Annotated in this window: 16 protein-coding genes, 1 tRNA gene, 3 rRNA genes and 1 riboswitch; of the genes, 8 read left to right on the top strand and 12 right to left on the bottom strand. The window is 62.7% G+C overall.

The features are described from left to right. Positions 1 to 2: 2 nt before the first annotated feature. The 12 genes from KT882_RS30480 to cobT all read right to left on the bottom strand — a co-directional run bounded on the left by KT882_RS30480 (position 3) and on the right by cobT (position 11,746). Positions 3 to 899: a cobalamin-binding protein gene (locus tag KT882_RS30480; RefSeq protein ID WP_161075528.1), complete on the bottom strand. Its 897-nt coding sequence runs from the start codon at positions 897 to 899 to the stop codon at positions 3 to 5. Then, entirely contained in the window at positions 896 to 1,894 is a 999-nt protein-coding gene (cobD, locus tag KT882_RS30475; RefSeq protein ID WP_228894053.1) for a threonine-phosphate decarboxylase CobD, read from the bottom strand. The genes KT882_RS30480 and cobD overlap by 4 nt, the downstream gene beginning before the upstream one ends. Continuing rightward, positions 1,887 to 2,855 (bottom strand): adenosylcobinamide-phosphate synthase CbiB, encoded by a 969-nt coding sequence (cbiB, locus tag KT882_RS30470; protein ID WP_161075526.1) that lies wholly within the window; start codon positions 2,853 to 2,855, stop codon positions 1,887 to 1,889. The genes cobD and cbiB overlap by 8 nt, the downstream gene beginning before the upstream one ends. Then, on the bottom strand, positions 2,849 to 3,406 hold the full coding sequence (gene cobU / locus KT882_RS30465) for a bifunctional adenosylcobinamide kinase/adenosylcobinamide-phosphate guanylyltransferase (RefSeq protein ID WP_228894052.1): 558 nt from the start codon (positions 3,404 to 3,406) through the stop codon (positions 2,849 to 2,851). Before cobU ends, cbiB begins: the two co-directional genes overlap by 7 nt. Next, a complete protein-coding gene (locus tag KT882_RS30460; RefSeq protein WP_228894051.1) occupies positions 3,403 to 4,731 on the bottom strand; it encodes a cobyrinate a,c-diamide synthase in 1,329 nt (442 codons plus the stop codon). Before KT882_RS30460 ends, cobU begins: the two co-directional genes overlap by 4 nt. Further along, the gene (gene cobO / locus KT882_RS30455; protein WP_228894050.1) at positions 4,725 to 5,369 is read right to left on the bottom strand and encodes a cob(I)yrinic acid a,c-diamide adenosyltransferase; all 645 of its coding nucleotides are present in this window, start codon (positions 5,367 to 5,369) and stop codon (positions 4,725 to 4,727) included. Before cobO ends, KT882_RS30460 begins: the two co-directional genes overlap by 7 nt. After that, complete coding sequence (locus KT882_RS30450) at positions 5,366 to 6,139, bottom strand: ABC transporter ATP-binding protein (protein WP_161075522.1); 774 nt, start codon at positions 6,137 to 6,139, stop codon at positions 5,366 to 5,368. The genes cobO and KT882_RS30450 overlap by 4 nt, the downstream gene beginning before the upstream one ends. Beyond that, positions 6,136 to 7,158, bottom strand: a complete 1,023-nt coding sequence (locus KT882_RS30445; RefSeq protein WP_228894049.1) for a FecCD family ABC transporter permease — start codon at positions 7,156 to 7,158, stop codon at positions 6,136 to 6,138. Before KT882_RS30445 ends, KT882_RS30450 begins: the two co-directional genes overlap by 4 nt. A gap of 17 nt (positions 7,159 to 7,175) precedes the next feature. Then, the gene (locus KT882_RS30440) at positions 7,176 to 9,050 is read right to left on the bottom strand and encodes a TonB-dependent receptor plug domain-containing protein (protein WP_228894048.1); all 1,875 of its coding nucleotides are present in this window, start codon (positions 9,048 to 9,050) and stop codon (positions 7,176 to 7,178) included. A 66-nt stretch (positions 9,051 to 9,116) separates the two neighbouring features. Beyond that, a riboswitch (cobalamin riboswitch) is annotated at positions 9,117 to 9,345 on the bottom strand. 5 nt (positions 9,346 to 9,350) lie between these two features. Further along, the gene (locus tag KT882_RS30435; RefSeq protein ID WP_228894047.1) at positions 9,351 to 9,926 is read right to left on the bottom strand and encodes a histidine phosphatase family protein; all 576 of its coding nucleotides are present in this window, start codon (positions 9,924 to 9,926) and stop codon (positions 9,351 to 9,353) included. Beyond that, a complete protein-coding gene (locus KT882_RS30430) occupies positions 9,926 to 10,708 on the bottom strand; it encodes an adenosylcobinamide-GDP ribazoletransferase (RefSeq protein WP_161075518.1) in 783 nt (260 codons plus the stop codon). The genes KT882_RS30435 and KT882_RS30430 overlap by 1 nt, the downstream gene beginning before the upstream one ends. A 12-nt stretch (positions 10,709 to 10,720) precedes the next feature. Then, complete coding sequence (gene cobT / locus KT882_RS30425; protein WP_161075517.1) at positions 10,721 to 11,746, bottom strand: nicotinate-nucleotide--dimethylbenzimidazole phosphoribosyltransferase; 1,026 nt, start codon at positions 11,744 to 11,746, stop codon at positions 10,721 to 10,723. A gap of 380 nt (positions 11,747 to 12,126) precedes the next feature. On the opposite strand from cobT, the gene KT882_RS30420 reads away from it, so the two are divergent. From KT882_RS30420 to KT882_RS30385, 8 genes are all read left to right on the top strand, one after another. Further along, a 16S ribosomal RNA gene (locus tag KT882_RS30420) occupies positions 12,127 to 13,657 on the top strand. Positions 13,658 to 13,718: 61 nt separating this feature from the next. Further along, positions 13,719 to 13,794 (top strand) — tRNA-Ala (locus tag KT882_RS30415). A 201-nt stretch (positions 13,795 to 13,995) separates the two neighbouring features. Next, positions 13,996 to 16,868 (top strand): 23S ribosomal RNA (locus KT882_RS30410). Positions 16,869 to 17,006: 138 nt separating this feature from the next. Further along, positions 17,007 to 17,119 (top strand): 5S ribosomal RNA (gene rrf / locus KT882_RS30405). The 16S, 23S and 5S rRNA genes sit together here with 1 tRNA gene alongside, the layout of an rRNA operon. 144 nt (positions 17,120 to 17,263) lie before the next feature. Beyond that, entirely contained in the window at positions 17,264 to 19,159 is a 1,896-nt protein-coding gene (locus KT882_RS30400) for a methyl-accepting chemotaxis protein (RefSeq protein WP_223149413.1), read from the top strand. Positions 19,160 to 19,186: 27 nt separating this feature from the next. Then, positions 19,187 to 19,996 (top strand): CheR family methyltransferase, encoded by an 810-nt coding sequence (locus KT882_RS30395; RefSeq protein ID WP_161075666.1) that lies wholly within the window; start codon positions 19,187 to 19,189, stop codon positions 19,994 to 19,996. 7 nt (positions 19,997 to 20,003) lie between these two features. Then, positions 20,004 to 20,510, top strand: a complete 507-nt coding sequence (locus KT882_RS30390; protein ID WP_187358892.1) for a chemotaxis protein CheD — start codon at positions 20,004 to 20,006, stop codon at positions 20,508 to 20,510. Next, positions 20,507 to 21,589 carry a protein-glutamate methylesterase/protein-glutamine glutaminase gene (locus KT882_RS30385; RefSeq protein ID WP_161075662.1) on the top strand — a complete coding sequence of 361 codons (1,083 nt, stop codon included), beginning with the start codon at positions 20,507 to 20,509 and terminating at the stop codon, positions 21,587 to 21,589. Before KT882_RS30390 ends, KT882_RS30385 begins: the two co-directional genes overlap by 4 nt. Positions 21,590 to 21,595 lie beyond the last annotated feature (6 nt).

Here is a 21,595-nt window from a genome sequence, read left to right as displayed (position 1 = left end):
CATCACTTCGGCCTGTGCTGGCGCGCCTGTTCCAGCTTTTCGCACAGCATGGCCGTGCCCTGGATCATGCGCGGACCCGAGCGGTTCAGCAGGTGGCCGTCGACGGTGAACAGGTTGTCGTTCTTCACCGCCAACAGGGTTTTGTAGGGGCGCCACAGGTTCACGCCGCCGTAGTTCTTTTCGGCGGTGGCAAATACTGCTTCCGGGTCTTCGCGCAGCACGCCTTCGATGTCGACCACCGGGGCGGTGATTTTCAGACCGGCGAAAATGTTCACGCCGCTGCATACGCGCATGGCGTCGGAAACGATATGGCTGCCGCTCAGGGTGTACAGCGGCTTGTCCCACACCTGGTAGAACACGCGCACGGGCGGGCGTTTCGCGTATTGCGCGGTGAGGGCACCGAGCTTGTCGCGCCATTCGGCGGCGACTTTCCCGGCCACGGCTTCGGTGCCGAGCAGTTTGCCCATGCGCTCGATATTGTCTGGAATGTCAGCCAGCTTTTTCGGTTCGCTGTGGAACAGCGGTATGCCGAGCTGTCGCAGGGTTTCGATCTGACGCTCGGAGCTGCCGTGCATCCAGATCACGATCAGGTCCGGCTTCAGCGACGCGATGCGTTCCATGTCCACCTGGCGGTTATCGCCGATGTTGGGGATCTTCTTGGCCGCCTCGGGGTAGTCGCTATAGGTGACGGTGCCGACGATCTTGTCGCCGCCTCCCGCCGCGAACAGCAGCTCGGTGACGTGCGGCGCCATTGCGATCACGCGCTGTGCGGGCTTTTGCAGGGTGACGGGCTTTCCGTCGTCGTCGTTGACGGTGATGGCGGCGAAAGCTGGAAGTGCGGTCAACGCGGCGGCGGACGCGAACGCCAGGCCGGCCAGTGTGCTCAGGAGTTTATTCATGGTTTTTCCTTGGTCCATAAGGTGAGTGCCAGTTCGAGGCGCTGCCAGCCTGCTTCGTCCGGCGGCAGGCCGAGGCGGATGCCGCGCGCTGCTTTGCTAAAGAGGCGCACCCAGATGCCTTGCCGCGCCATGTGTTCGTGAAAGTCTTCCGCGCGCGCTTCGGGCCACCACTGGAACAGCGCGCTGCCGCTGGAGCGGATGCCGTGCGCGGCCAGCAGGTTTTGCAAACGCTGGCCGCCGGCGCGCAGCTGCTCGCGCATGCGTTCCTGCCAGGCGCTGTCCTGCAAGGCGGCGAGGGCCACTTGCTGGGCGGGGCCGCTGACGGTCCAGGGGCCAAGCAGATTGGCCAGCGCGTCCAGCAGCGCAGGCTGGGCTGCCACAAAGCCGAGCCGCAGCCCGGCCAGGCCGAAGAATTTTCCGACCGAGCGCAGCACGATCAGGCCTTCCGGCGTGGCGGAGCCCGCGCCCTGGCTGGCGGCGCTGGCTTGCGCCCCGGTGTCGCCAAAGGCTTCGTCCACTATCAGCCAGCCGCCACGCGCGGAGAGCCGGGCGGCCCAGTCCAGCAGCTGCCCGCGCGGTACGGTGGCGCCGGTTGGGTTGTTCGGGTTGACGACCACCATCACGTCGCATTCGGCCACGGCGGCGTCCAGGGCATCGTATGGCACTTGCCGCAGCGTGTGGCCGTGCTGCGCCCAATGGTGGGCGTGCTCCGCGTAGGAGGGGGCCGTCACCACAACGCGAGAGGGAAGGCGCAGGCGGGGCAGGGCCTGGATTGCCGCTTGCGTGCCGGCCACGGGCTGCATTTGCGGCGCGCCGTAATAGGCTTGCGCCGCCAGCGCGAGCGCGGGATCCGGCTCGGGAAGGCGGTGCCACGCATTGTTGGCGATGGCTGGCGCTGGATACCACTCGGGATTGATGCCGGTGGAGAGGTCGAGCCAGTCGTCGCGTCCGTAGCGCTGAGCGGCCTCGCGCAGATTGCCGCCGTGTTCAAGCATGCTGGCCTCCTGCAAGAGAGATAGCCATGGCAATGGCTGCAGCCACGGCCAGCCAGAGCGCGGTGGTGCGCGCAACCAGTTGCCAGGCGCGCTGGATGTCCGCGCCTTGCGCTGCGGCGCCGCTGCCCAGCGGCGGACGCTGTTCCGTTTCGCCGTCATACACCGCCGCACCGCCGAGCGCGAGTCCAAGCGCGCCTGCACCGCTGGACATGACAGGGCCTGCGTTCGGGCTGCTCCATGCCGGCGCCTGCGTGCGCCAGCAGCGCCAGGCCAGGCGCTTGCCCGCCAGCGTAGGCGCCAGCAGCACATAGGACAGAGCGGTAAGGCGCGCAGGGATGTAGTTCAGCGCATCGTCTATGCGTGCGGCGGCACAGCCGAATTGCAGGAAGCGCGCATTGCGGTAGCCCCACATGGCGTCCAGCGTGTTCGCAAGGCGGAACAGCACCGCGCCGGGGCCGCCGGCGACAGCGAACCAGAACAGCGTGCCGAACACCGCGTCGTTGCCATTTTCGAGCAGCGATTCGGTGCTGGCCTTGGCCAGGTCGGCCGGCGTGGCGTTGGCCGTGTCGCGGCTGACGATGCGCGAGGTGAGGTGGCGCGCGGTTGGCAGGTCGCCTGCCGCAAGTGCTGCGGCGATAGGCAGATTGTGGTCGCGCAGGCTGCGCAGGCCTATGCAGAAGTACAGCATCAATGCGTGCAGCATCAGGGCGATGCCGCCGGCAGCGGGAATCCGGGTGGCGCCCCAGGCCAGCAGCGTGAGCGGCACCACCGCCAGCAGCCAGGCCAGCACGCCGCGCGGGAAGCGCAAGCCGCCCCGGTTCAGGCGGCGTTCAATGGTGTTCGCCAGTTTGCCGAAGCCGACCAGCGGATGCCAGCGCGGCGTTTCACCCAGCAGCAGGTCGAGCGCCACGCCCGCCGCGAGCAGCAGTGCGATGGCGGCGGCGCCCAGGCCCATCAGCATGGCGCGCCTTTCAGCACCAGCGGCAGCCCGGCGGCCACGAACACGGCGAGGCCGCATGCGGCGGCCACGGCCTGGTTCAGGCGTCCGGCTTCGTCGGTGAAGGCGCGCGAAACGGCGCCGTAGGGAACAATGCCCATGCCTACTTCGTTCGACACCAGCACGATGTCGCCCGCTGCCTGCTCCAGCACGGCCAGCAGCGCGGCGCGCTCGGTGTGGAAGCGCTCGGGCAGCGTTATCTGGCCCACGTCCGGATACTCCGTGCCGCCGTCGAACATCAGGTTGCTGAGCCACAGCGTCAGGCAGTCGACCAGCACCAGGCGGTGCGGCGCGCACCACTGCCGCAGTGCTGCGGCGAGGGCCAGCGGCTCTTCGACGGTGGTCCATATAGCAGGACGCTGGCGCTGGTGGTGGGCGATGCGGACCGCCATTTCGCCGTCCCCGGCGCGGGCCGTGGCGATATACACCACTTCCTTGCCGGAGCCGATGGCAAGCTGCTCCGCATACGCGCTCTTGCCGGAGCGCGCGCCGCCTAACACCAGCGTGCACGTCATGCTGCGCTCCGCGTGAACATGGCCGCCACTGCGGCTGGGTTGGACGGGAAGTAGGCGTGGAAGTAGGACGCCGTCAGCGAACCGAGTTGGTAGACGGCCTCGCCATCCACGCCGGACGGATGCTTGACCGTGCGCGCGGCCGGCGGCAGCGGGGTTTCCATGGACGAGTAATGGAAGGTGTGGCCGCGCAGTACGCCGTGCGGCGTTGGCATGCCTTGCGAGCCCAGGCCGGCCAGGCGCGCCTGCATGGCGACGCGGCCCGGCAGCAGCGCCGCCATATTCCATACCGCGCCCGCCTTGTCGCCCAGCGTCTCGGCCAGCGCCATCATGCCGCCGCACTCCGCCACGATGGGCGTGCCGTCGCGGTGCGCGGCGCGTATCGATTCCTGCCAGCGTTGCGCATAGGCCAGCTTTTCCGCATGCAGCTCGGGATAGCCGCCGGGCAGGTAGACCGCGTCCGCGTCGGCAGGCACAGGTTCGTCCGCCAGCGGGGAGAAGAATTCCAGCGTGGCGCCCAGTTCTGCGAGGGTTTCCAGGTTGGCCGGATACAGGAACATGAAGGCGGCATCGCGCGCGATGGCTACCTTGCGGCCTGCCAGCGGGCGCGCGTCCGGCGCCGGCGCCTCGCTTGCGGCGAGCGCGTCGCCCAGTTCCAGGCGCGTGCTGCGCAGGTTGCTCCACGCCGCCTCGTCAAAACTGAGCTGGTCCGCCAGCTGGTCCAGCATCTCGTCGATGCCTTCCACTTCGGACGGCAGCACCAGGCCCAGATGGCGCTCCGGCAGCGAACGCGCCTGCTTGGGCAGCGTGGCGAACAGCGGAATGTCGCGCAGCGACGCCGCCACCATGGCCGCGTGGCCCGGGCTGGCGACGCGGTTGGCGATCACGCCCGCCATGTCCACCGGTCCGTAGTCGCGCAAGCCGTGCACCAGCGCGCCGGCGGTCTGCGCCATGGAGCCGGCGTCGATCACCGCCATTACCGGCACGCCGAATTCGCGCGCCAGGTCGGCCGATGACGGCGAGCCGTCGTACAAACCCATCACGCCTTCGATCAGGATCACGTCCGCCTCCAGAGCAGCCTGCGCCAGTTGCGCGCGGCACGCTTCGCGGCCCACGATCCACAAGTCCAGCGACTTTACGGGCGCGCCGCTCGCGCGCTCCAGCAGCATGGGGTCGATAAAGTCAGGCCCGCATTTGAACACGCGCACGGTGCGGCCCATTTTGGTCAGCTTGCGCGCCAGCGCCGCCGTGGCGGTAGTCTTGCCCTGGCCGGAGGCCACTGCGGCCACCAGCACCACGGCCGCGTTGATGTGGGACGACGTTACCATTCCGTGCCCGCCTGCGCGCCTATGCCCGCCTTGAAGGCATGCTTCACCACGTTCATCTCGGTGACGGTGTCCGCCACGTCGATCAGTTCCTGCGGCGCACCGCGCCCGGTGATGACGACGTGCTGCATGGCCGGCCGCTCCAGCAGATCGGCGATGACGGTGTTCACGTCCAGGTAGCGGTACTTCAGTGCGATGTTCAGTTCATCCAGCACCACCAGGCCCACTGCGGGATCTGCCAGGAAGCGCTTGGCCTGCTCCCACGCCTGCTCCGCTTTTTCGATGTCGCGCTCGCGGTTCTGGGTTTCCCAGGTATAGCCCTCGCCCATGGAGTGGAAGCTCACTTCTTCCGGGAAGCGGCGCAGGAACATCTCCTCGCCGGTCTGCATCGCGCCCTTGATGAACTGGACCACGCCCACTTTCATGCCGTGGCCCATGGCGCGCACCGCCATGCCGAAGCCGGACGAGCTCTTGCCCTTGCCGTTGCCGGTGTTGACGATGATGATGCCGATCTGCTTGTCCGCCGCCGCGATCTTGGCGTCGATGATGGCCTTCTTGCGCTCCATGCGCACGCGGTGGCGTTCGTTCAGTGCGTCCAGGTCGTTGCTGGTGTTATCGGTGTTGCCGGTATTGTCGCTCATGCGATTGCTTCTTTCGGTATGAAGATGTGGCGCTGGCCGTGCCGGATCACGTCGATCGGGTGGCCCAGGTAGTCGCTCAGGATGTCCGGCTGCATCACGTCCGCCACCGGCCCGGCCAGCCAGCGGCCGTCGCCCATCAGCAGCAGGGCGTGGGTGGAGACGCTGTGCGCCAGCGTCAAGTCATGGCCGACCATCACCACGGTTTTATGTTGTTCGCGGCACAGCTGGGACAGCAGGCGCATCACGCTGACCTGGTGCGCCAGGTCCAGCGCGTTGGCCGGTTCGTCCAGCAGCAGCAGCGGCGTGTCCTGCGCCAGCATGGCGGCAATGGCCACGCGCTGGCGCTCGCCGCCGGACAGCGTGCGCACATTGCGCTCCGCCAGCTCCGCCACTTCCATGGCCGCCAGCGCGTCCATGGCCAGGCGGTGGTCACCGGTGTTTTCCCAATAGCGGTCGCCGTGGTAGGGGTGGCGCGCCGACAGCACGGTCTCAATCACGCTGTAGGCAAAAGCGTCGTTGCGCGACTGGGCCAGGAAGGCGCGCTCGCGCGCCAGTTCGGCCAGCGGCCAGTCCGGCAGGCTGCGGCCCTGGATGGACACGCCGCCTTCATCGGCCGGGATCAGCCCCGCCAGCGTGCGCAGCAGGGTGCTCTTGCCGGCGCCGTTGCGGCCGATCACGCTCCAGCATTCGCCGTCGCGCACCTGCCAGTCCAGCCGGTCGACCAGCATGCGCGCGCCGATGCGCAGCGTCAGTTGATGGGTGGCGATCATTTTTGCAGCCTGTGAAGTTGGTACAGGAAGACCGGTGTGCCGATCAGCGCGGTCACCACGCCCACCGGCAGCTGAAGCGGCGCGAACAGGGTGCGGGCCAGGGTGTCGGCCAGCACCAGGTAGCCGCCGCCGGTCAGCATCGCAGCCGGGATCAGCACGCGGTGGTCGGGGCCGAATGCGAAGCGGCAGGCGTGCGGCACGATCAGGCCCACAAAGCCCACGCTGCCCGCATTGGTGACGGCGCTGGCGGTCAGCAGGGCGGACACGAAGAAGAGTCCTTTGCGCAGCGCACTCACGTTGACACCCAGCGTTACGGCCGCCTCGGCGTGCAGCGCCATCACGTTGATGGCGCGCGCGCTGCGCAGTGCGAACAGGGTGCCGCCGGCCAGCACGATCCAGGGTATCCAGCGCATCGGCGCGCCTGCCAGGTCGCCGATCAGCCAGAACACCATGGTGCGCAAGCGGCTTTCGGGGGCGATCGACAGCATCAGCGTAATCAGCGCCGTGCAGGCCGCCGTCAGGATCACGCCGGTCAGCAGCAGCAGGGCGGTGCCGCCTTCGGCCGCCGCGCCGCTGCGCATGTCGCGCCGCGCCAGGAAGTACAGCATCATGGACACCGCCACGGCGCCGCCGAAGGCCGCCGCATCCACCACCCAGGCCGCGCACATGAACAGCATGGCCGCCAGCGCGCCCACCGCTGCACCGGACGAAATGCCCAGCACGTAGGGGTCGGCCAGCGGATTGCGCAGCAATGCCTGCATCATCACGCCCGCCAGGGACAGCGCCGCGCCGGTGACAAACGCCGTCAGCGCGCGGCTGCCGCGCAGGTCGAGCAGGGTGGCGGCCAGGCTGTTGGCCTGGCCGTTCCACAGCTGACCCAGCGCGCCCGGAATGTCGGACAGCGGAATGTGAACCGAGCCGGTCACGCCGGAAAACAGCAGGCTGGCGATGACGAACAGCAGCAGCCCGCCGGTGATGGCGGCTGCTCGCGTGCGCAGGTTGCGGGAGTGTGGATGCATGGGCCTTTTTCGTACCTTTATTTAATGCCGTAACGCAGAGCGGCAAAGAACTTGGCGCCTGGCGTGGCGTAGTTGCGCGCCACTTCGTAGTTTTTGTCGGTGACGTTGTTCCAGCGCGCCAGCACGGACCAGTCGCGCGTGAACTGCCAGGTGGCGTACAGGTTCAGCAGGCTGTAGCCGCCCAGGCGGCGGGCGTTGGCCGCGTCGTCGAAGCGGTTGCCGGACACTTGCAGCTCGGCGCCGGCGGCCACTGCACCGCTGGCGTATTCTACGCTGGCGTTGCCGTGTTTTTTCGCGCGGCGCGCCAGCGATTTGCCGGTGGTCTCGTCTTTCGGGTCCTGCCAGTCGGCGTTGCCTGCCACGGTGAACGCGCCCAGGCGGCGGCTTGCGCTCAGCGACACGCCTTCCAGCATGGCGTGGTTGACGTTGTAGGCGCAGCTGCCCTTGCGTGCCGGGTCCGGGCATGGCGTGGTGGTCACCAGCATGTCGGTCAGCTTGTTGCGGTAGATGCTGGCGCCGAACTCGGTCACGCCGTCGTCGTAATGCAGGCCCGCTTCGGCGTTGCGGCCTTGTTCCGGCTTGTTGTTCTCGTAGCCGAAGCCCGGGTAGTAAAGCTCATTGAAGGTCGGCGCGCGGAAGCTGGTGGCGTAGCTGGCGCTGGCGCGCAGCGCGTTGCTGAAGCGATAGCCGTAGCCGGCCGAGCCGGTGGTCTTGGTGCCGTACTGCGAGCTGTCGTCCGCGCGCAGGCCGAACGTGGCCAGGTGCGCGCCGCGCTTCAGGCTGTAGGCGCCGGCGTAGGAATCGGTCTTGCGGACCTTGCCCAGCGCAGGCGTGGTACCGGACACCACCTCTTCTTCGCGGTGGCCGAACAGCACTTGCAGGGTGTCTTCGCCGATGCGGATGTCATTCTGCCAGGTGGCGTCGGTCTGCTTGCTTTCGATGCGGCTGTAGGCGCTGGCCACGCCGGTGTCGGAGACCGAGGTGTCTTCTGCCTTGGCCACTTGCACGGTGCTGTGCCAGTTGGCTGCCAGCTGGTTCTTGCTGAACACGCCGATGTTGGACAGCTTGGTCTGGCTGCGCGTGTCGTAGCGGCTGGCGCCGCTGTCGAACTGGCCGTCGGTGCGGCTGTTCAGGAAAACCAGGCCCAGGTCATGGCCCTTGGCGACCTGGAAGCCGAACTGGCCGGAGGTGCTTACGCGGTCGTAGCCATCGTCGTCGGCGTTGTAGCTGGTGCTGCCAGGCTTGGTGGCGGAGAAGCCGTCCGATTTTTCCTTGCCGGCGCTGAGCGCGTAGCTGAAGCTGTTGTCGCCTGCGGTGGCGCCGAAGATGCTGGCGTCAAATTTGCGCGTCTTGTCGCTGCCGGCGCCGAGCGAGGCCGACACGGTCTGCGGGCCTGCGCCCTTTTTCGTGAAGATCTGTATGACGCCGCCTATGGCGTCGGCGCCATACAGGGAGCTCATGGGGCCGTAGACGATTTCAACGCGGTCGATCGCCTGCAGCGGAATGCCGGACCAGCTGGCCGTGCCGGACGACAGGGAGCCGATGCGCACGCCGTCCACCAGCACCACGGTCTGGTTGGCGTTGGCGCCGCGCAGGAACACGCTGGAATTGGTGCCGGGGCCGCCGTTGCGGGAGATCTCGATGCCGCGCTGGCGCTGCAGCAGGTCGGTGATGGAGCCGGCGCCGGAGCGCGCGATTTCTTCCGCGCCCAGGGTGACGATGTCGCTCAGCACGTCGCGCTGCAGCTGCGGCGAGCGGGTGGCGGTGACGATCACGCTGTCTGGGGTGATGGTCTGGGCGTGGGCAGGCGCGGCAACAGTCATCGAGGCGGCCATAGGAATAGCCAGCGCAAGCGACGTGGCGGCCGCATGCCGGATTACAGGAGAGCTCATATTATTTCTTTGTATAGTATGCAACCAGCCTACTTCCCCGTGGGCTGGATTGAACAGATGCGCGCAGCGCATCCACCTGCTTTGGCCGGTATCCGGGCTCGCAAGTTGAACTGTCTCACCTTCCCATGCAAAGCACAGTGGTCTTAAGGAGGCAGCTTGTCGCTGTGGGCGACACTTGTTTACCGTTGCGGGGGCAGCACACGTTGGCCGTTTTCCTTGTGGGGAGCGGCGTCGTGTTTCCCGTTTAACTGCGCGCATGGACATGCGCGCGGGCACCAAAACGCCGCCATTATATCGGCTTCAGGCGACAGCTTCCAAAATGACAGTTTCGCCGTAAGCGATTTTGTGCGGCGCGGCGGCGGCCCGCAGCGCGATTTCGTCGAGAGGGAGGCCGGCTTTCAGGCCCGCTTCAAGCGCCATCAGCACGCGGATGGTGCCGGCATGGCAGATGATGGCGGATTGCGGATGCTGGTCCTCGTGCTGGCGCTGGTCCAGCAGCTCCGCCCTGAACGCCGCCACGCGCGCCGCCACTTGCAGCACGTTTTCCCCGCCACCGGGACGGTAGTTCGCGAGGTCCGCCGCCCAGGCATCCACCTCGGCGCGCGGAATATCGTCCCAGCTGCGCAGCTCCCAGGCGCCGAAATCCATTTCGGCCAGGCGCGCGTCCAGCGTATGGGCGCCAAGGCGGCCTGCCAGCACAGCGCAGCGCTGCAAAGGACTGGCGTAGACAGGCGTCCCGGGAGGAATGCTGGCGCTGGCCAGCAGCGCGGTGTGCACGCGCACGATATCGTCCGGCGCTGCTGGCAGGTCGCTGCTGCCGTAGCAAACGCCCGGCGCCACCAGCGGTTGCGGATGGCGTACCAGGATCAGGCGCATCAAGCTTGCCATCCGCCGTGGCCCAGCCCGGCCAGCACGCAGAGATAGATCAGCACTTCGGCAAGTTGCTGCACCGCGCCCAGGCAGTCGCCCGTATAGCCGCCGATGCGGCGCTTGAATTTGCGGCCCAGCCAGACGGCGGCGGCCAGCGCCGCCAGCGTTGCCGCGCCTATGGAAAGCCAGGGCAGCCATCCCATCCAGCCGATGAGCGCCGCAGGCAGCGCGGCGCAGGCGCACGCAATGCTGAATTCCGCACCGCTCATTTCCTGCGCCATGGGCTTGGCCTTGCCCTCGGCGCGCGCGTATTCCATGCGCCAGATCAGCGAGGTGGCGGCTAGCCGGGAAAGCGGATGCGCAAGGAACAGCGCGGCCACCGCCACGGCGGGCGGCAGCATGGCCAGCGCCGTGCACTTCACCGCCAGCAGGCAGATGGTGCCGATGGCGCCATAAGCGCCTATGCGCGAGTCCTTCATGATCTCAAGCACGCGCTCGGGCGTCATGCCGCCGCCAAAGCCGTCGCACATATCGGCAAAGCCGTCTTCATGGAAGGCGCCGGTGGCGTAGATGCCGGCCGCCGTCGCCAGCAGCACCGCCACCGGAGCGGGAAAGACCCAAGCCGCCGCCGCATACACCGCCGCAGCGATGGCCGCCACCACCAGCCCCACGAGCGGGAAGTAGCGCGACGCATGGTGCAGCCAGGATGGCTCAAAGCCCACCCAGCGCGGAATGGGCAGGCGCGTGAAGAACTGCAGCGCGATAAAGAACAGGCGGAGCTGATGCATGGCGGCGCGGATTTACTCTGACTTCTCGCTGACCTGAGCCGACTCAAAGGTCGCCATCTGGTTCACGAAATTCACCGCCGCATGCAGCAGCGGCAGGGCCAGCGCGCTGCCGGTGCCTTCGCCCAGGCGCAGGCCCAGGTTCAGCAGCGGACGCGCGCCCAGGTTCTCCAGCATCAGCTTATGGCCGCTTTCGTCGGAGCAGTGCGCGAACACGCAGTAGTCGAGAATCGCAGGCTGCAGGCGCGCCGCAACCAGCAGCGCGCTGGTGACGATAAAGCCGTCGATCAGCAGTACCTTGCGCAGCTCGGCCGCCTTCAGCATGGCGCCCGCCATCATGGCGATCTCGAATCCCCCAAACGCCGCCAGCGCTTCCAGCGGCGCGGTGGTGCCGGCATGTTTTTCGGCCGCCGCTTCGATAACGCGCTGCTTGTGCAGTACGCCGCCGGCGGACAAGCCCGTGCCCGCGCCCACGCATTGCGCCGCAGGGATGCCGGTCAGCCTGTGCATCAGCGCGGCGGCGGCAGTGGTGTTCCCTATGCCCATCTCCCCGAAGCCCAGCACATTGCCCGGCAGGCCCGCAGCGAGCGCTTTGCCGTGCTCCAGCGCGATGGCGCATTGCTCCGCCGTCATGGCCGGCTCCTGCGCAAAGTTGCGCGTGCCGTGCGCCACCTTGCGGTCGTGCAGGCCGCCGCGCGGGCCGAAGTCATGGTTCACGCCCGCGTCCACCACGTGCAGCGCGCAGCCCATCTGTTTTGCAAACACATTGATCGCCGCGCCCTCGGCCAGGAAGTTCTCCACCATCTGCCAGGTCACGTCCTGCGGATAGGCGGACACGCCTTCCGCCACCACGCCGTGATCGCCCGCGAAAACCAGGATGGCAGGTTCTACTATAGAGAGTGCCGTCGTGCCCTGGATCAGGCCGATTTGTTTGGCCAGCGTCTCCAGCACGCCCAGGCTGCCGAGCGGCTTGGTCTTGTTGTTGACAGCGCGCTCCAGCGCGGCGGACAGGTCGGGATTGGCGGTAGGGGAGATGGTCATATATTGCTGAGAGAAGGAAACGAGATGCGATGGTACAGCTTGGCCTTGCGGAACGCGAGTAGCTTTGCTATAGTTCTGTCCCCGCGCTGCTGAACATACGCAGCGTAGGAAAGTAGGAAAATGAGGGGTTGACGGTTTAAACGAAACGCCTCATAATCTTGCCTCTCTGCTGCTGAACAAAACGCTTCAGCAAGTAACGCAGAATTCTTTAAAAATTAACAGTCGATAAGTGTGGGCGTTTGATGATGATGCCGGAGGCGCAAGCCTCTTAGCTCAAATTATTAAACGCTCAACGAAAAAATTAAACGTGACCTTCGAGAGAAGGAATCGTCAGTTATTTTGAAGGGCGACCACGTCGGCAACGACGTTAAACAGAGATTGAACTGAAGAGTTTGATCCTGGCTCAGATTGAACGCTGGCGGCATGCTTTACACATGCAAGTCGAACGGTAACAGGGAGCTTGCTCCGCTGACGAGTGGCGAACGGGTGAGTAATATATCGGAACGTACCCAAGAGTGGGGGATAACGTAGCGAAAGTTACGCTAATACCGCATACGATCTAAGGATGAAAGCAGGGGACCGCAAGGCCTTGTGCTCCTGGAGCGGCCGATATCTGATTAGCTAGTTGGTAGGGTAAAGGCCTACCAAGGCATCGATCAGTAGCTGGTCTGAGAGGACGACCAGCCACACTGGAACTGAGACACGGTCCAGACTCCTACGGGAGGCAGCAGTGGGGAATTTTGGACAATGGGCGCAAGCCTGATCCAGCAATGCCGCGTGAGTGAAGAAGGCCTTCGGGTTGTAAAGCTCTTTTGTCAGGGAAGAAACGGTTTCGGCTAATATCCGGAGCTAATGACGGTACCTGAAGAATAAGCACCGGCTAACTACGTGCCAGCAGCCGCGGTAATACGTAGGGTGCAAGCGTTAATCGGAATTACTGGGCGTAAAGCGTGCGCAGGCGGTTTTGTAAGTCTGTCGTGAAATCCCCGGGCTCAACCTGGGAATGGCGATGGAGACTGCAAGGCTAGAATCTGGCAGAGGGGGGTAGAATTCCACGTGTAGCAGTGAAATGCGTAGAGATGTGGAGGAACACCGATGGCGAAGGCAGCCCCCTGGGTCAAGATTGACGCTCATGCACGAAAGCGTGGGGAGCAAACAGGATTAGATACCCTGGTAGTCCACGCCCTAAACGATGTCTACTAGTTGTCGGGTCTTAATTGACTTGGTAACGCAGCTAACGCGTGAAGTAGACCGCCTGGGGAGTACGGTCGCAAGATTAAAACTCAAAGGAATTGACGGGGACCCGCACAAGCGGTGGATGATGTGGATTAATTCGATGCAACGCGAAAAACCTTACCTACCCTTGACATGGAAGGAATCCCCGAGAGATTGGGGAGTGCCCGAAAGGGAACCTTCACACAGGTGCTGCATGGCTGTCGTCAGCTCGTGTCGTGAGATGTTGGGTTAAGTCCCGCAACGAGCGCAACCCTTGTCATTAGTTGCTACGAAAGGGCACTCTAATGAGACTGCCGGTGACAAACCGGAGGAAGGTGGGGATGACGTCAAGTCCTCATGGCCCTTATGGGTAGGGCTTCACACGTCATACAATGGTACATACAGAGGGCCGCCAACCCGCGAGGGGGAGCTAATCCCAGAAAGTGTATCGTAGTCCGGATTGTAGTCTGCAACTCGACTGCATGAAGTTGGAATCGCTAGTAATCGCGGATCAGCATGTCGCGGTGAATACGTTCCCGGGTCTTGTACACACCGCCCGTCACACCATGGGAGCGGGTTTTACCAGAAGTAGGTAGCTTAACCGCAAGGAGGGCGCTTACCACGGTAGGATTCGTGACTGGGGTGAAGTCGTAACAAGGTAGCCGTATCGGAAGGTGCGGCTGGATCACCTCCTTTCTAGAGTATGGCGCCACGCCAAACGCTCACACTTATCGGCTGTTGAAGATTGAAGAACTCAGGGGGATTAGCTCAGCTGGGAGAGCACCTGCTTTGCAAGCAGGGGGTCGTCGGTTCGATCCCGTCATCCTCCACCATTACAGTTCAAACGTAAGCCTCTGTGGTTTAGGTTTGAGTTGTACCGTTCTTTAAAAATTTGGAAGAAGTAAAGATTTATTATTTTCGTTTGATCGCAAGATTGAACGAGGGTAGTGATTGTATGTATCAACAAACGCAACAACGTAGTACTTCTTGCTTTGTAACGGTTCTTTGTTAGTCGCAAGGAATCAATGTTATAGGGACAAGTGAATAAGTGCACATGGTGGATGCCTTGGCGATTACAGGCGATGAAGGACGTAGAAGTCTGCGATAAGCCTCGGGGAGCTGACAAACAAGCTTTGATCCGAGGATTTCCGAATGGGGAAACCCGGCCTTTTAGGTCATTGCATGCTGAATACATAGGCATGCAAAGCGAACGCGGCGAACTGAAACATCTAAGTAGCTGCAGGAAAATAAATCAACCGAGATTCCCAAAGTAGTGGCGAGCGAAATGGGATGAGCCTGCATGATTTAGCATGACGCATAGTGGAACGCTCTGGAAATGGCGGCCATAGCGGGTGATAGCCCCGTACACGAAATGCGATGTGTGGAACTAAGTATGCGACAAGTAGGGCGGGACACGAGAAATCCTGTCTGAATATGGGGGGACCATCCTCCAAGGCTAAATACTCGTAATCGACCGATAGTGAACCAGTACCGTGAGGGAAAGGCGAAAAGAACCCCGGGAGGGGAGTGAAATAGATCCTGAAACCGTGTGCATACAAACAGTAGGAGCGGACTTGTTCCGTGACTGCGTACCTTTTGTATAATGGGTCAGCGACTTACATTCAGTGGCAAGGTTAACCAGATTGGGGAGCCGTAGAGAAATCGAGTCCGAACAGGGCGCCAGTCGCTGGGTGTAGACCCGAAACCAAGTGATCTACCCATGGCCAGGTTGAAGGTGCGGTAACACGCACTGGAGGACCGAACCCACTAATGTTGAAAAATTAGGGGATGAGCTGTGGGTAGGGGTGAAAGGCTAAACAAACTTGGAAATAGCTGGTTCTCTCCGAAAACTATTTAGGTAGTGCCTCAAGTATCACCATCGGGGGTAGAGCACTGTTATGGCTAGGGGGTCATCGCGACTTACCAAACCATTGCAAACTCCGAATACCGATGAGTGCGAGCTTGGGAGACAGACGTCGGGTGCTAACGTCCGGCGTCAAGAGGGAAACAACCCAGACCGCCAGCTAAGGTCCCAAAGATTGGCTAAGTGGAAAACGAAGTGGGAAGGCTAAAACAGTCAGGATGTTGGCTTAGAAGCAGCCATCATTTAAAGAAAGCGTAATAGCTCACTGATCGAGTCGTCCTGCGCGGAAGATGTAACGGGGCTAAGCCAGTCACCGAAGCTGCGGATATCCGCAAGGATATGGTAGGAGAGCGTTCTGTAAGCCTGCGAAGGTGTCTTGTAAAGGATGCTGGAGGTATCAGAAGTGCGAATGCTGACATGAGTAGCGATAATGGGGGTGAAAAGCCCCCACGCCGTAAGCCCAAGGTTTCCTGTTCAACGTTCATCGGAGCAGGGTGAGTCGGCCCCTAAGGCGAGGCAGAGATGCGTAGCTGATGGGAAGCAGGTTAATATTCCTGCACCGTCGTATGATGCGATGGGGGGACGGATCGCGGAAGGTTGTCTGACTGTTGGAATAGTCAGTTTCTGCTTCATAGAAGGCGCTTAGGCAAATCCGGGCGCGTAATTCAAGGGAGTGGGACGAGTGAACTTGTTCACGTAGCAATCGGAAGTGGTTCCAAGAAAAGCCTCTAAGCTTCAGTCATACGAGACCGTACCGCAAACCGACACAGGTGGGCGAGATGAGTATTCTAAGGCGCTTGAGAGAACTCGGGAGAAGGAACTCGGCAAATTGGTACCGTAACTTCGGGAAAAGGTACGCCCCGGTAGCTTGGCTGATTTACTTCAGTAGGGCGAAAGGGTTGCAATAAACTGGTGGCTGCGACTGTTTAATAAAAACACAGCACTCTGCAAACACGAAAGTGGACGTATAGGGTGTGACGCCTGCCCGGTGCTGGAAGATTAAATGATGGGGTGCAAGCTCTTGATTGAAGTCCCAGTAAACGGCGGCCGTAACTATAACGGTCCTAAGGTAGCGAAATTCCTTGTCGGGTAAGTTCCGACCTGCACGAATGGCGTAACGATGGCCACACTGTCTCCTCCCGAGACTCAGCGAAGTTGAAGTGTTTGTGATGATGCAATCTACCCGCGGCTAGACGGAAAGACCCCATGAACCTTTACTGTAGCTTTGCATTGGACTTTGAACCAATCTGTGTAGGATAGGTGGGAGGCTTTGAAGCGGGGACGCCAGTTCTCGTGGAGCCAACCTTGAAATACCACCCTGGTTTGTTTGAGGTTCTAACCTTGGTCCGTGATCCGGATCGGGGACAGTGCATGGTAGGCAGTTTGACTGGGGCGGTCTCCTCCTAAAGTGTAACGGAGGAGTTCGAAGGTACGCTAATTACGGTCGGACATCGTGATGATAGTGCAATGGCATAAGCGTGCTTAACTGCGAGACCGACAAGTCGAGCAGGTACGAAAGTAGGACATAGTGATCCGGTGGTTCTGTATGGAAGGGCCATCGCTCAACGGATAAAAGGTACTCTGGGGATAACAGGCTGATTCCTCCCAAGAGTTCATATCGACGGGGGAGTTTGGCACCTCGATGTCGGCTCATCACATCCTGGGGCTGTAGCCGGTCCCAAGGGTATGGCTGTTCGCCATTTAAAGTGGTACGTGAGCTGGGTTTAAAACGTCGTGAGACAGTTTGGTCCCTATCTGCCGTGGGCGTTGGAAATTTGAAGGGGGCTGCTCCTAGTACGAGAGGACCGGAGTGGACGAACCTCTGGTGTACCGGTTGTCACGCCAGTGGCATTGCCGGGTAGCTAAGTTCGGAAGAGATAACCGCTGAAAGCATCTAAGCGGGAAACTTGCCTTGAGATGAGATTTCCCGGAGCTTTAAGCTCCTTGAAGGGTCGTTCGAGACCAGGACGTTGATAGGCTGGGTGTGGAAGTGCAGTAATGCATTAAGCTAACCAGTACTAATTGCCCGTAAGGCTTGTCCCTATAACATTGATTGGTTATAGGCGAGAAGTGCGCATGTTGTGCGTATGTTGATACGCAATCGCTACATAATAAATCTGAATTCTTCCAAGTTTTAAAGCTGTTGCGGCGCCAAAGCGCTGCAAAGCTTACAAGTCAAAGCCTGATGACCATAGCAAATCGGTCCCACCCCTTCCCATCCCGAACAGGACCGTGAAACGATTTTGCGCCGATGATAGTGCTGCAACCAGTGTGAAAGTAGGTTATCGTCAGGCTAGTTATATAAAGAACCCCCTCCGGTGATCCGGTGGGGGTTTTTTGCGTTTGTGGCTTGCAGTGTGCTTTTTCCCCACCCGCTATTGCTTGTATGCAGCCCTGGGCCTAGCATGGAGAGTCACAACTAGACTTGGGGGATGACCATGCTGGGAAAATTCTCGATCGGGAAGCGACTTGGTTTTGCGTTTGGACTGCTCACGCTCCTGTCCCTGCTGTTCGGCCTGATGGCCTACAGCGAAATCTCTGCCATGAACAGCCAGTGGCAGACCGTCAAGGAAGATGCAATCGCCAAATCCAACGCCACCACCAAGGGCTCGGTGGCACTGGGCAGCGCAGTCCAGATGTTCAAGAACTATGTGCTCCGCGGCGAAGATTATGACAAGAAACTGATCGCCCAGCTGGAGATCATCGACAATGTGGACGATGAATACAAGGCCACCGGCCACATGACGCAGGAGGAGGAACGCATCCTCGCCAAGGTGCGTCAGGACACCATCCTGTACCGCAACGCTCTTAATAAAATCGTTGAACTTCGCGCAAATAAGGTCAACGACGCCGAAACGCTCGACAAATCCGTCAGCGGCGCCGACAAGCCGCTGGCCGATGCTTTCGACCAGCTGCGCAAAATTACCGCCCAGACCACCAAGGCCGCCGACGAGAAAATGACCGCCGTGAGCGCCCGCGCGCGCCAGCTTATCGCCTCGGCGCTGGTGCTGCTGGTGATACTGTCGGTGCTGGGCGCGGTGTTCATCACGCGCAGTATTACGCTGCCGCTGAATAACGCGGTGCTGGCCGCCAACCGCCTGGCCGACGGCGACTTGGCCGTGTCGCTGCAGTCCGAAGCGAAAGATGAAACCGGCCAGCTGCTGCGCGCCATGGGCAATATGGTGGACAAGCTGAAACAGGTGATCGACGGCCAGCGCGCTGCGGTGCAGGCGGCCAACAAGGGCAATTTCAGCACCCGCATCGAGCTGCAAGGGCTGCAGGGCTTCCAGAAGGAGATGGGCGAAGGCCTGAACCAGCTGGTGGCCACCACCCAGGGCGGCATCGACGATATGGTGGGCATGATGGAGGCCATCGCCGGCGGTGACCTGACGCGCACCATAGACAAGAAATACGAAGGCGCTTTCGGCGAGATGATGGGCTTCGCCAATGCGGCGGTGGCCAAGCTGTCGCAGGTAGTGTCCGAAGTGAACGACAGCGCGGCCGCGCTGGCCGCCGCTTCCGAACAGGTCAGCGCGACGGCGCAGTCGCTGTCGCAGGCCGCCAGCGAACAGGCTGCGAGCGTGGAGGAAAGCAGCGCTTCGATGGAGCAGATGACCGCATCCATCAGCCAGAACACGGAGAATGCCAAGGTTACCGACGCCATGGCCAGCAAGGCTGCGGTGGAGGCCACTGAGGGTGGATCGGCGGTGAAGGAAACCGTGTCGGCCATGAAGCAGATCGCCACCAAGATCGTCATCATCGACGATATCGCCTACCAGACCAATCTGCTGGCACTGAATGCCGCCATCGAAGCGGCGCGCGCCGGCGAACACGGCAAAGGCTTCGCGGTGGTGGCGGCCGAAGTGCGCAAGCTGGCAGAGCGCGCGCAAGTAGCGGCGCAGGAAATCGGCGCGGTTGCCGGCAGCAGCGTGAACCTGGCGGAGAAGGCGGGCACACTGCTTGATTCCATGGTGCCGAACATTAAAAAGACTTCCGACCTGGTGCAGGAAATCACGGCCGCATCCGAGGAGCAGGCTTCCGGTGTCAGCCAGATCAATATGGCGATGGGCCAGCTCAGCCAGACCACGCAGCAGAACGCGGCCGGCTCCGAGGAGCTGGCTTCGACGGCCGAGGAGATGAGCAGCCAGGCCGAAGAACTGCAGCACACCATGTCCTTCTTCAATGTGGGCATGGTGGCGGCCAGCGCGCCCGCGCGCGGCCGCGCCGTTGTCCGCAAGGCCCCGCCGCGCGGCGCAGTTCCTTCGCGTATAGCGCCGCGCAAGGTGCACGCTGCGGACGGCGAACCGGACGAATCGCAGTTCACGCGCTTTTGACAGGGAGAGGGAATGCGGGATGCAGCGATGAGCGCCGAGCCGATCTCCGAACGGGAGTTCACCCAGTTCCAGCGTTTCATTTTCGAGGTGGCCGGCATTACGCTGGCGCCCGGAAAGAAGGCGCTGGTCAGCGGGCGCCTGGCCAAGCGCCTGGCGCACCACAAGCTCGCCACCTACGGCGCCTATTTCAATATGATAGCGAGCGGCCAGTCGCCGGCGGAAACCCAGACCGCCATCGACCTGCTGACCACCAACGAGACCTACTTCTTCCGCGAGTCCAAGCACTTCGATCTGCTGCGCAAGCTGGCTGGCGAGGCCCGCGCGGAGCGGCGCCCCTTCCGCGTGTGGAGCGCGGCCTGTTCCACCGGCGAGGAACCGTACAGCATCGCCATGGTGCTGGACGACGTGCTGGGAGCGCAGGAATGGGAGCTGTACGCGTCCGACATCAGCACCCGCGTGCTGGCGGCGGCGCGCACCGGACATTATGTACGCGAGCGCACCAGCCATATTCCTCCCGCCTACCTGAAGCGCTACTGCCTGCGCGGCATCGGTGACCAGGACGGCACGCTGCTGGTGGCGCGCGAATTGCGCCAGCGCGTGCAGTTCCACCAGGTGAACCTGAATTCGACCACGCCGCCCAAGTTCGGGCAGTTCGACGTGATCTTCCTGCGCAATGTGCTGATCTACTTCAGCCCCGAAACCAAGCACCAGGTAGTGGGGCGCCTGCTGGGTGCCCTGCGCCCCGGTGGCCACCTGCTGATAGGCCATTCCGAAAGCCTGCACGACATGGCCGGCCCGCTGCAGGTGATGGCGCCGTCGGTCTACCGCAAGGTGTGAGGCCGGCATGGCTGTCATCGACGTCTTCCTGCTGCCCGGCGAACACTTTGTCGGCGACGCACGGCACAGGATACGAACCTTGCTCGGTTCCTGCGTATCGATTACGCTTTGGCATCCACTGGCGCGCTTTGGCGCCATGTCGCATTTTTTGCTGACTGCGGACGGCAAGCCAGGAGCGGGGCGCCTGAACGGGCGTTATTGCGAAGGGGCGCTGGAGCTGATGCTGGGGGAACTGGAGCAGGCCGGCATCAATCCGGCGGAATGCCAGGCCAAGATCTTTGGCGGCGGTATGATGTTCCCGGGCATAGAGCGCAGCGACAACGGGGGAATAGGACGGCGCAACGGCGAAACAGCCGAACGCCTGTTGCGGATGCATCAGATACCGGTGGTGTCCGAAAGCCTGTTCGGCATCGGCCACCGCCACATTATTTTCAACGTCGGAACCGGCGATGTGTGGGTGCGGCAAGGGCCGCCCGGCGCGTTTCGCGGCAGGACGTTGAAGGAGCGTTTATGAAGAAAATCAATGTGATGGTGGTGGACGATTCGGCGGTGGTGCGCCAGGTCGTCACAGGCCTGCTCAACAAGGCGCCGGATATCCAGGTGCTGCACGCGGTGGCCGACCCCATCCTGGCGATGGAGCGCATGAAGACCGTCTGGCCGGACGTGATCGTGCTGGACGTGGAGATGCCGCGCATGGACGGCATTACCTTCCTGCGCAAGATCATGGCCGAGCGCCCCACGCCGGTGGTGATCTGCTCCACGCTGACGGCAAAAGCGGCCAAGACCACCATGGAGGCCATGGCGGCCGGCGCGGTATCCATCATCACCAAGCCCAAGCTGGAGCTGAAGCAGTTCCTGAACGACAGCTCGGACGAACTGGTGGCGGCGGTGCGCGCCGCCGCCGTGGCCAATGTGCGGCGCCTGGCCGGCCGCGCCACGCCCCTGCAGCCGGTGGCCAAGCTCACCGCCGACGCCATCCTCCCCGCCAGCGACGGCCGCGCGATGACCCAGACCACCGAGCGCGTGGTGGCCATCGGCACCTCCACCGGCGGCACGCAGGCGCTGGAAGTGGTGCTGACTTCGCTGCCGCGCGTCTCGCCCGGCATCGTCATCGTGCAGCACATGCCGGAGAAGTTCACGGCGGCGTTTGCGGAGCGCCTCAATTCCGTGTGCGAGATCACCGTCAAGGAAGCGCAGACCGGCGACCGCGTGGCGCCCGGCCGCGCGCTGATCGCGCCGGGCGGCAAGCACATGCTCTTGCGCCGCAATGGCGCCCAGTATTTCGTGGAGGTGATGGACGGTCCCCTGGTGAACCGGCACCGTCCTTCGGTCGACGTGCTGTTCCGCTCCGTGGCCAAGTGCGCCGGCTCGAATGCGCTGGGCGTCATCATGACCGGCATGGGCGACGACGGCGCGGCGGGCCTGCTCGAAATGCGCAACGCCGGCGCCTACACGGTGGCGCAGGACGAGGCCAGCTGCGTGGTGTACGGCATGCCGAAAGAGGCGGTCAAGCGCGGCGGCGTGGAACGCACGGTCACGCTGGAGATGATAGGCCGCGAGATCGTGCAGCAGATGAATTCCTTCCTGGCCTGAGGCGTC

It is taken from the genome of Pseudoduganella aquatica, from assembly GCF_020865585.1.
Taxonomy (GTDB): domain Bacteria; phylum Pseudomonadota; class Gammaproteobacteria; order Burkholderiales; family Burkholderiaceae_D; genus Rugamonas; species Rugamonas aquatica_A.
The sequence above is the reverse complement of the archived record's forward strand: the minus strand, read 5'-3'. Positions and strand labels throughout refer to the sequence as shown.

What these genes read in the sequence shown, in the direction of transcription:
- KT882_RS30480 (WP_161075528.1), bottom strand. Translation starts at nt 899, where the DNA reads ATGAATAAACTCCTGAGCACACTGGCCGGCCTGGCGTTCGCGTCCGCC.
- cobD (WP_228894053.1), bottom strand. Translation starts at nt 1,894, where the DNA reads ATGCTTGAACACGGCGGCAATCTGCGCGAGGCCGCTCAGCGCTACGGA.
- cbiB (WP_161075526.1), bottom strand. Translation starts at nt 2,855, where the DNA reads ATGCTGATGGGCCTGGGCGCCGCCGCCATCGCACTGCTGCTCGCGGCG.
- cobU (WP_228894052.1), bottom strand. Translation starts at nt 3,406, where the DNA reads ATGACGTGCACGCTGGTGTTAGGCGGCGCGCGCTCCGGCAAGAGCGCG.
- KT882_RS30460 (WP_228894051.1), bottom strand. Translation starts at nt 4,731, where the DNA reads ATGGTAACGTCGTCCCACATCAACGCGGCCGTGGTGCTGGTGGCCGCA.
- cobO (WP_228894050.1), bottom strand. Translation starts at nt 5,369, where the DNA reads ATGAGCGACAATACCGGCAACACCGATAACACCAGCAACGACCTGGAC.
- KT882_RS30450 (WP_161075522.1), bottom strand. Translation starts at nt 6,139, where the DNA reads ATGATCGCCACCCATCAACTGACGCTGCGCATCGGCGCGCGCATGCTG.
- KT882_RS30445 (WP_228894049.1), bottom strand. Translation starts at nt 7,158, where the DNA reads ATGCATCCACACTCCCGCAACCTGCGCACGCGAGCAGCCGCCATCACC.
- KT882_RS30440 (WP_228894048.1), bottom strand. Translation starts at nt 9,050, where the DNA reads ATGAGCTCTCCTGTAATCCGGCATGCGGCCGCCACGTCGCTTGCGCTG.
- KT882_RS30435 (WP_228894047.1), bottom strand. Translation starts at nt 9,926, where the DNA reads ATGCGCCTGATCCTGGTACGCCATCCGCAACCGCTGGTGGCGCCGGGC.
- KT882_RS30430 (WP_161075518.1), bottom strand. Translation starts at nt 10,708, where the DNA reads ATGCATCAGCTCCGCCTGTTCTTTATCGCGCTGCAGTTCTTCACGCGC.
- cobT (WP_161075517.1), bottom strand. Translation starts at nt 11,746, where the DNA reads ATGACCATCTCCCCTACCGCCAATCCCGACCTGTCCGCCGCGCTGGAG.
- KT882_RS30400 (WP_223149413.1), top strand. Translation starts at nt 17,264, where the DNA reads ATGCTGGGAAAATTCTCGATCGGGAAGCGACTTGGTTTTGCGTTTGGA.
- KT882_RS30395 (WP_161075666.1), top strand. Translation starts at nt 19,187, where the DNA reads ATGAGCGCCGAGCCGATCTCCGAACGGGAGTTCACCCAGTTCCAGCGT.
- KT882_RS30390 (WP_187358892.1), top strand. Translation starts at nt 20,004, where the DNA reads ATGGCTGTCATCGACGTCTTCCTGCTGCCCGGCGAACACTTTGTCGGC.
- KT882_RS30385 (WP_161075662.1), top strand. Translation starts at nt 20,507, where the DNA reads ATGAAGAAAATCAATGTGATGGTGGTGGACGATTCGGCGGTGGTGCGC.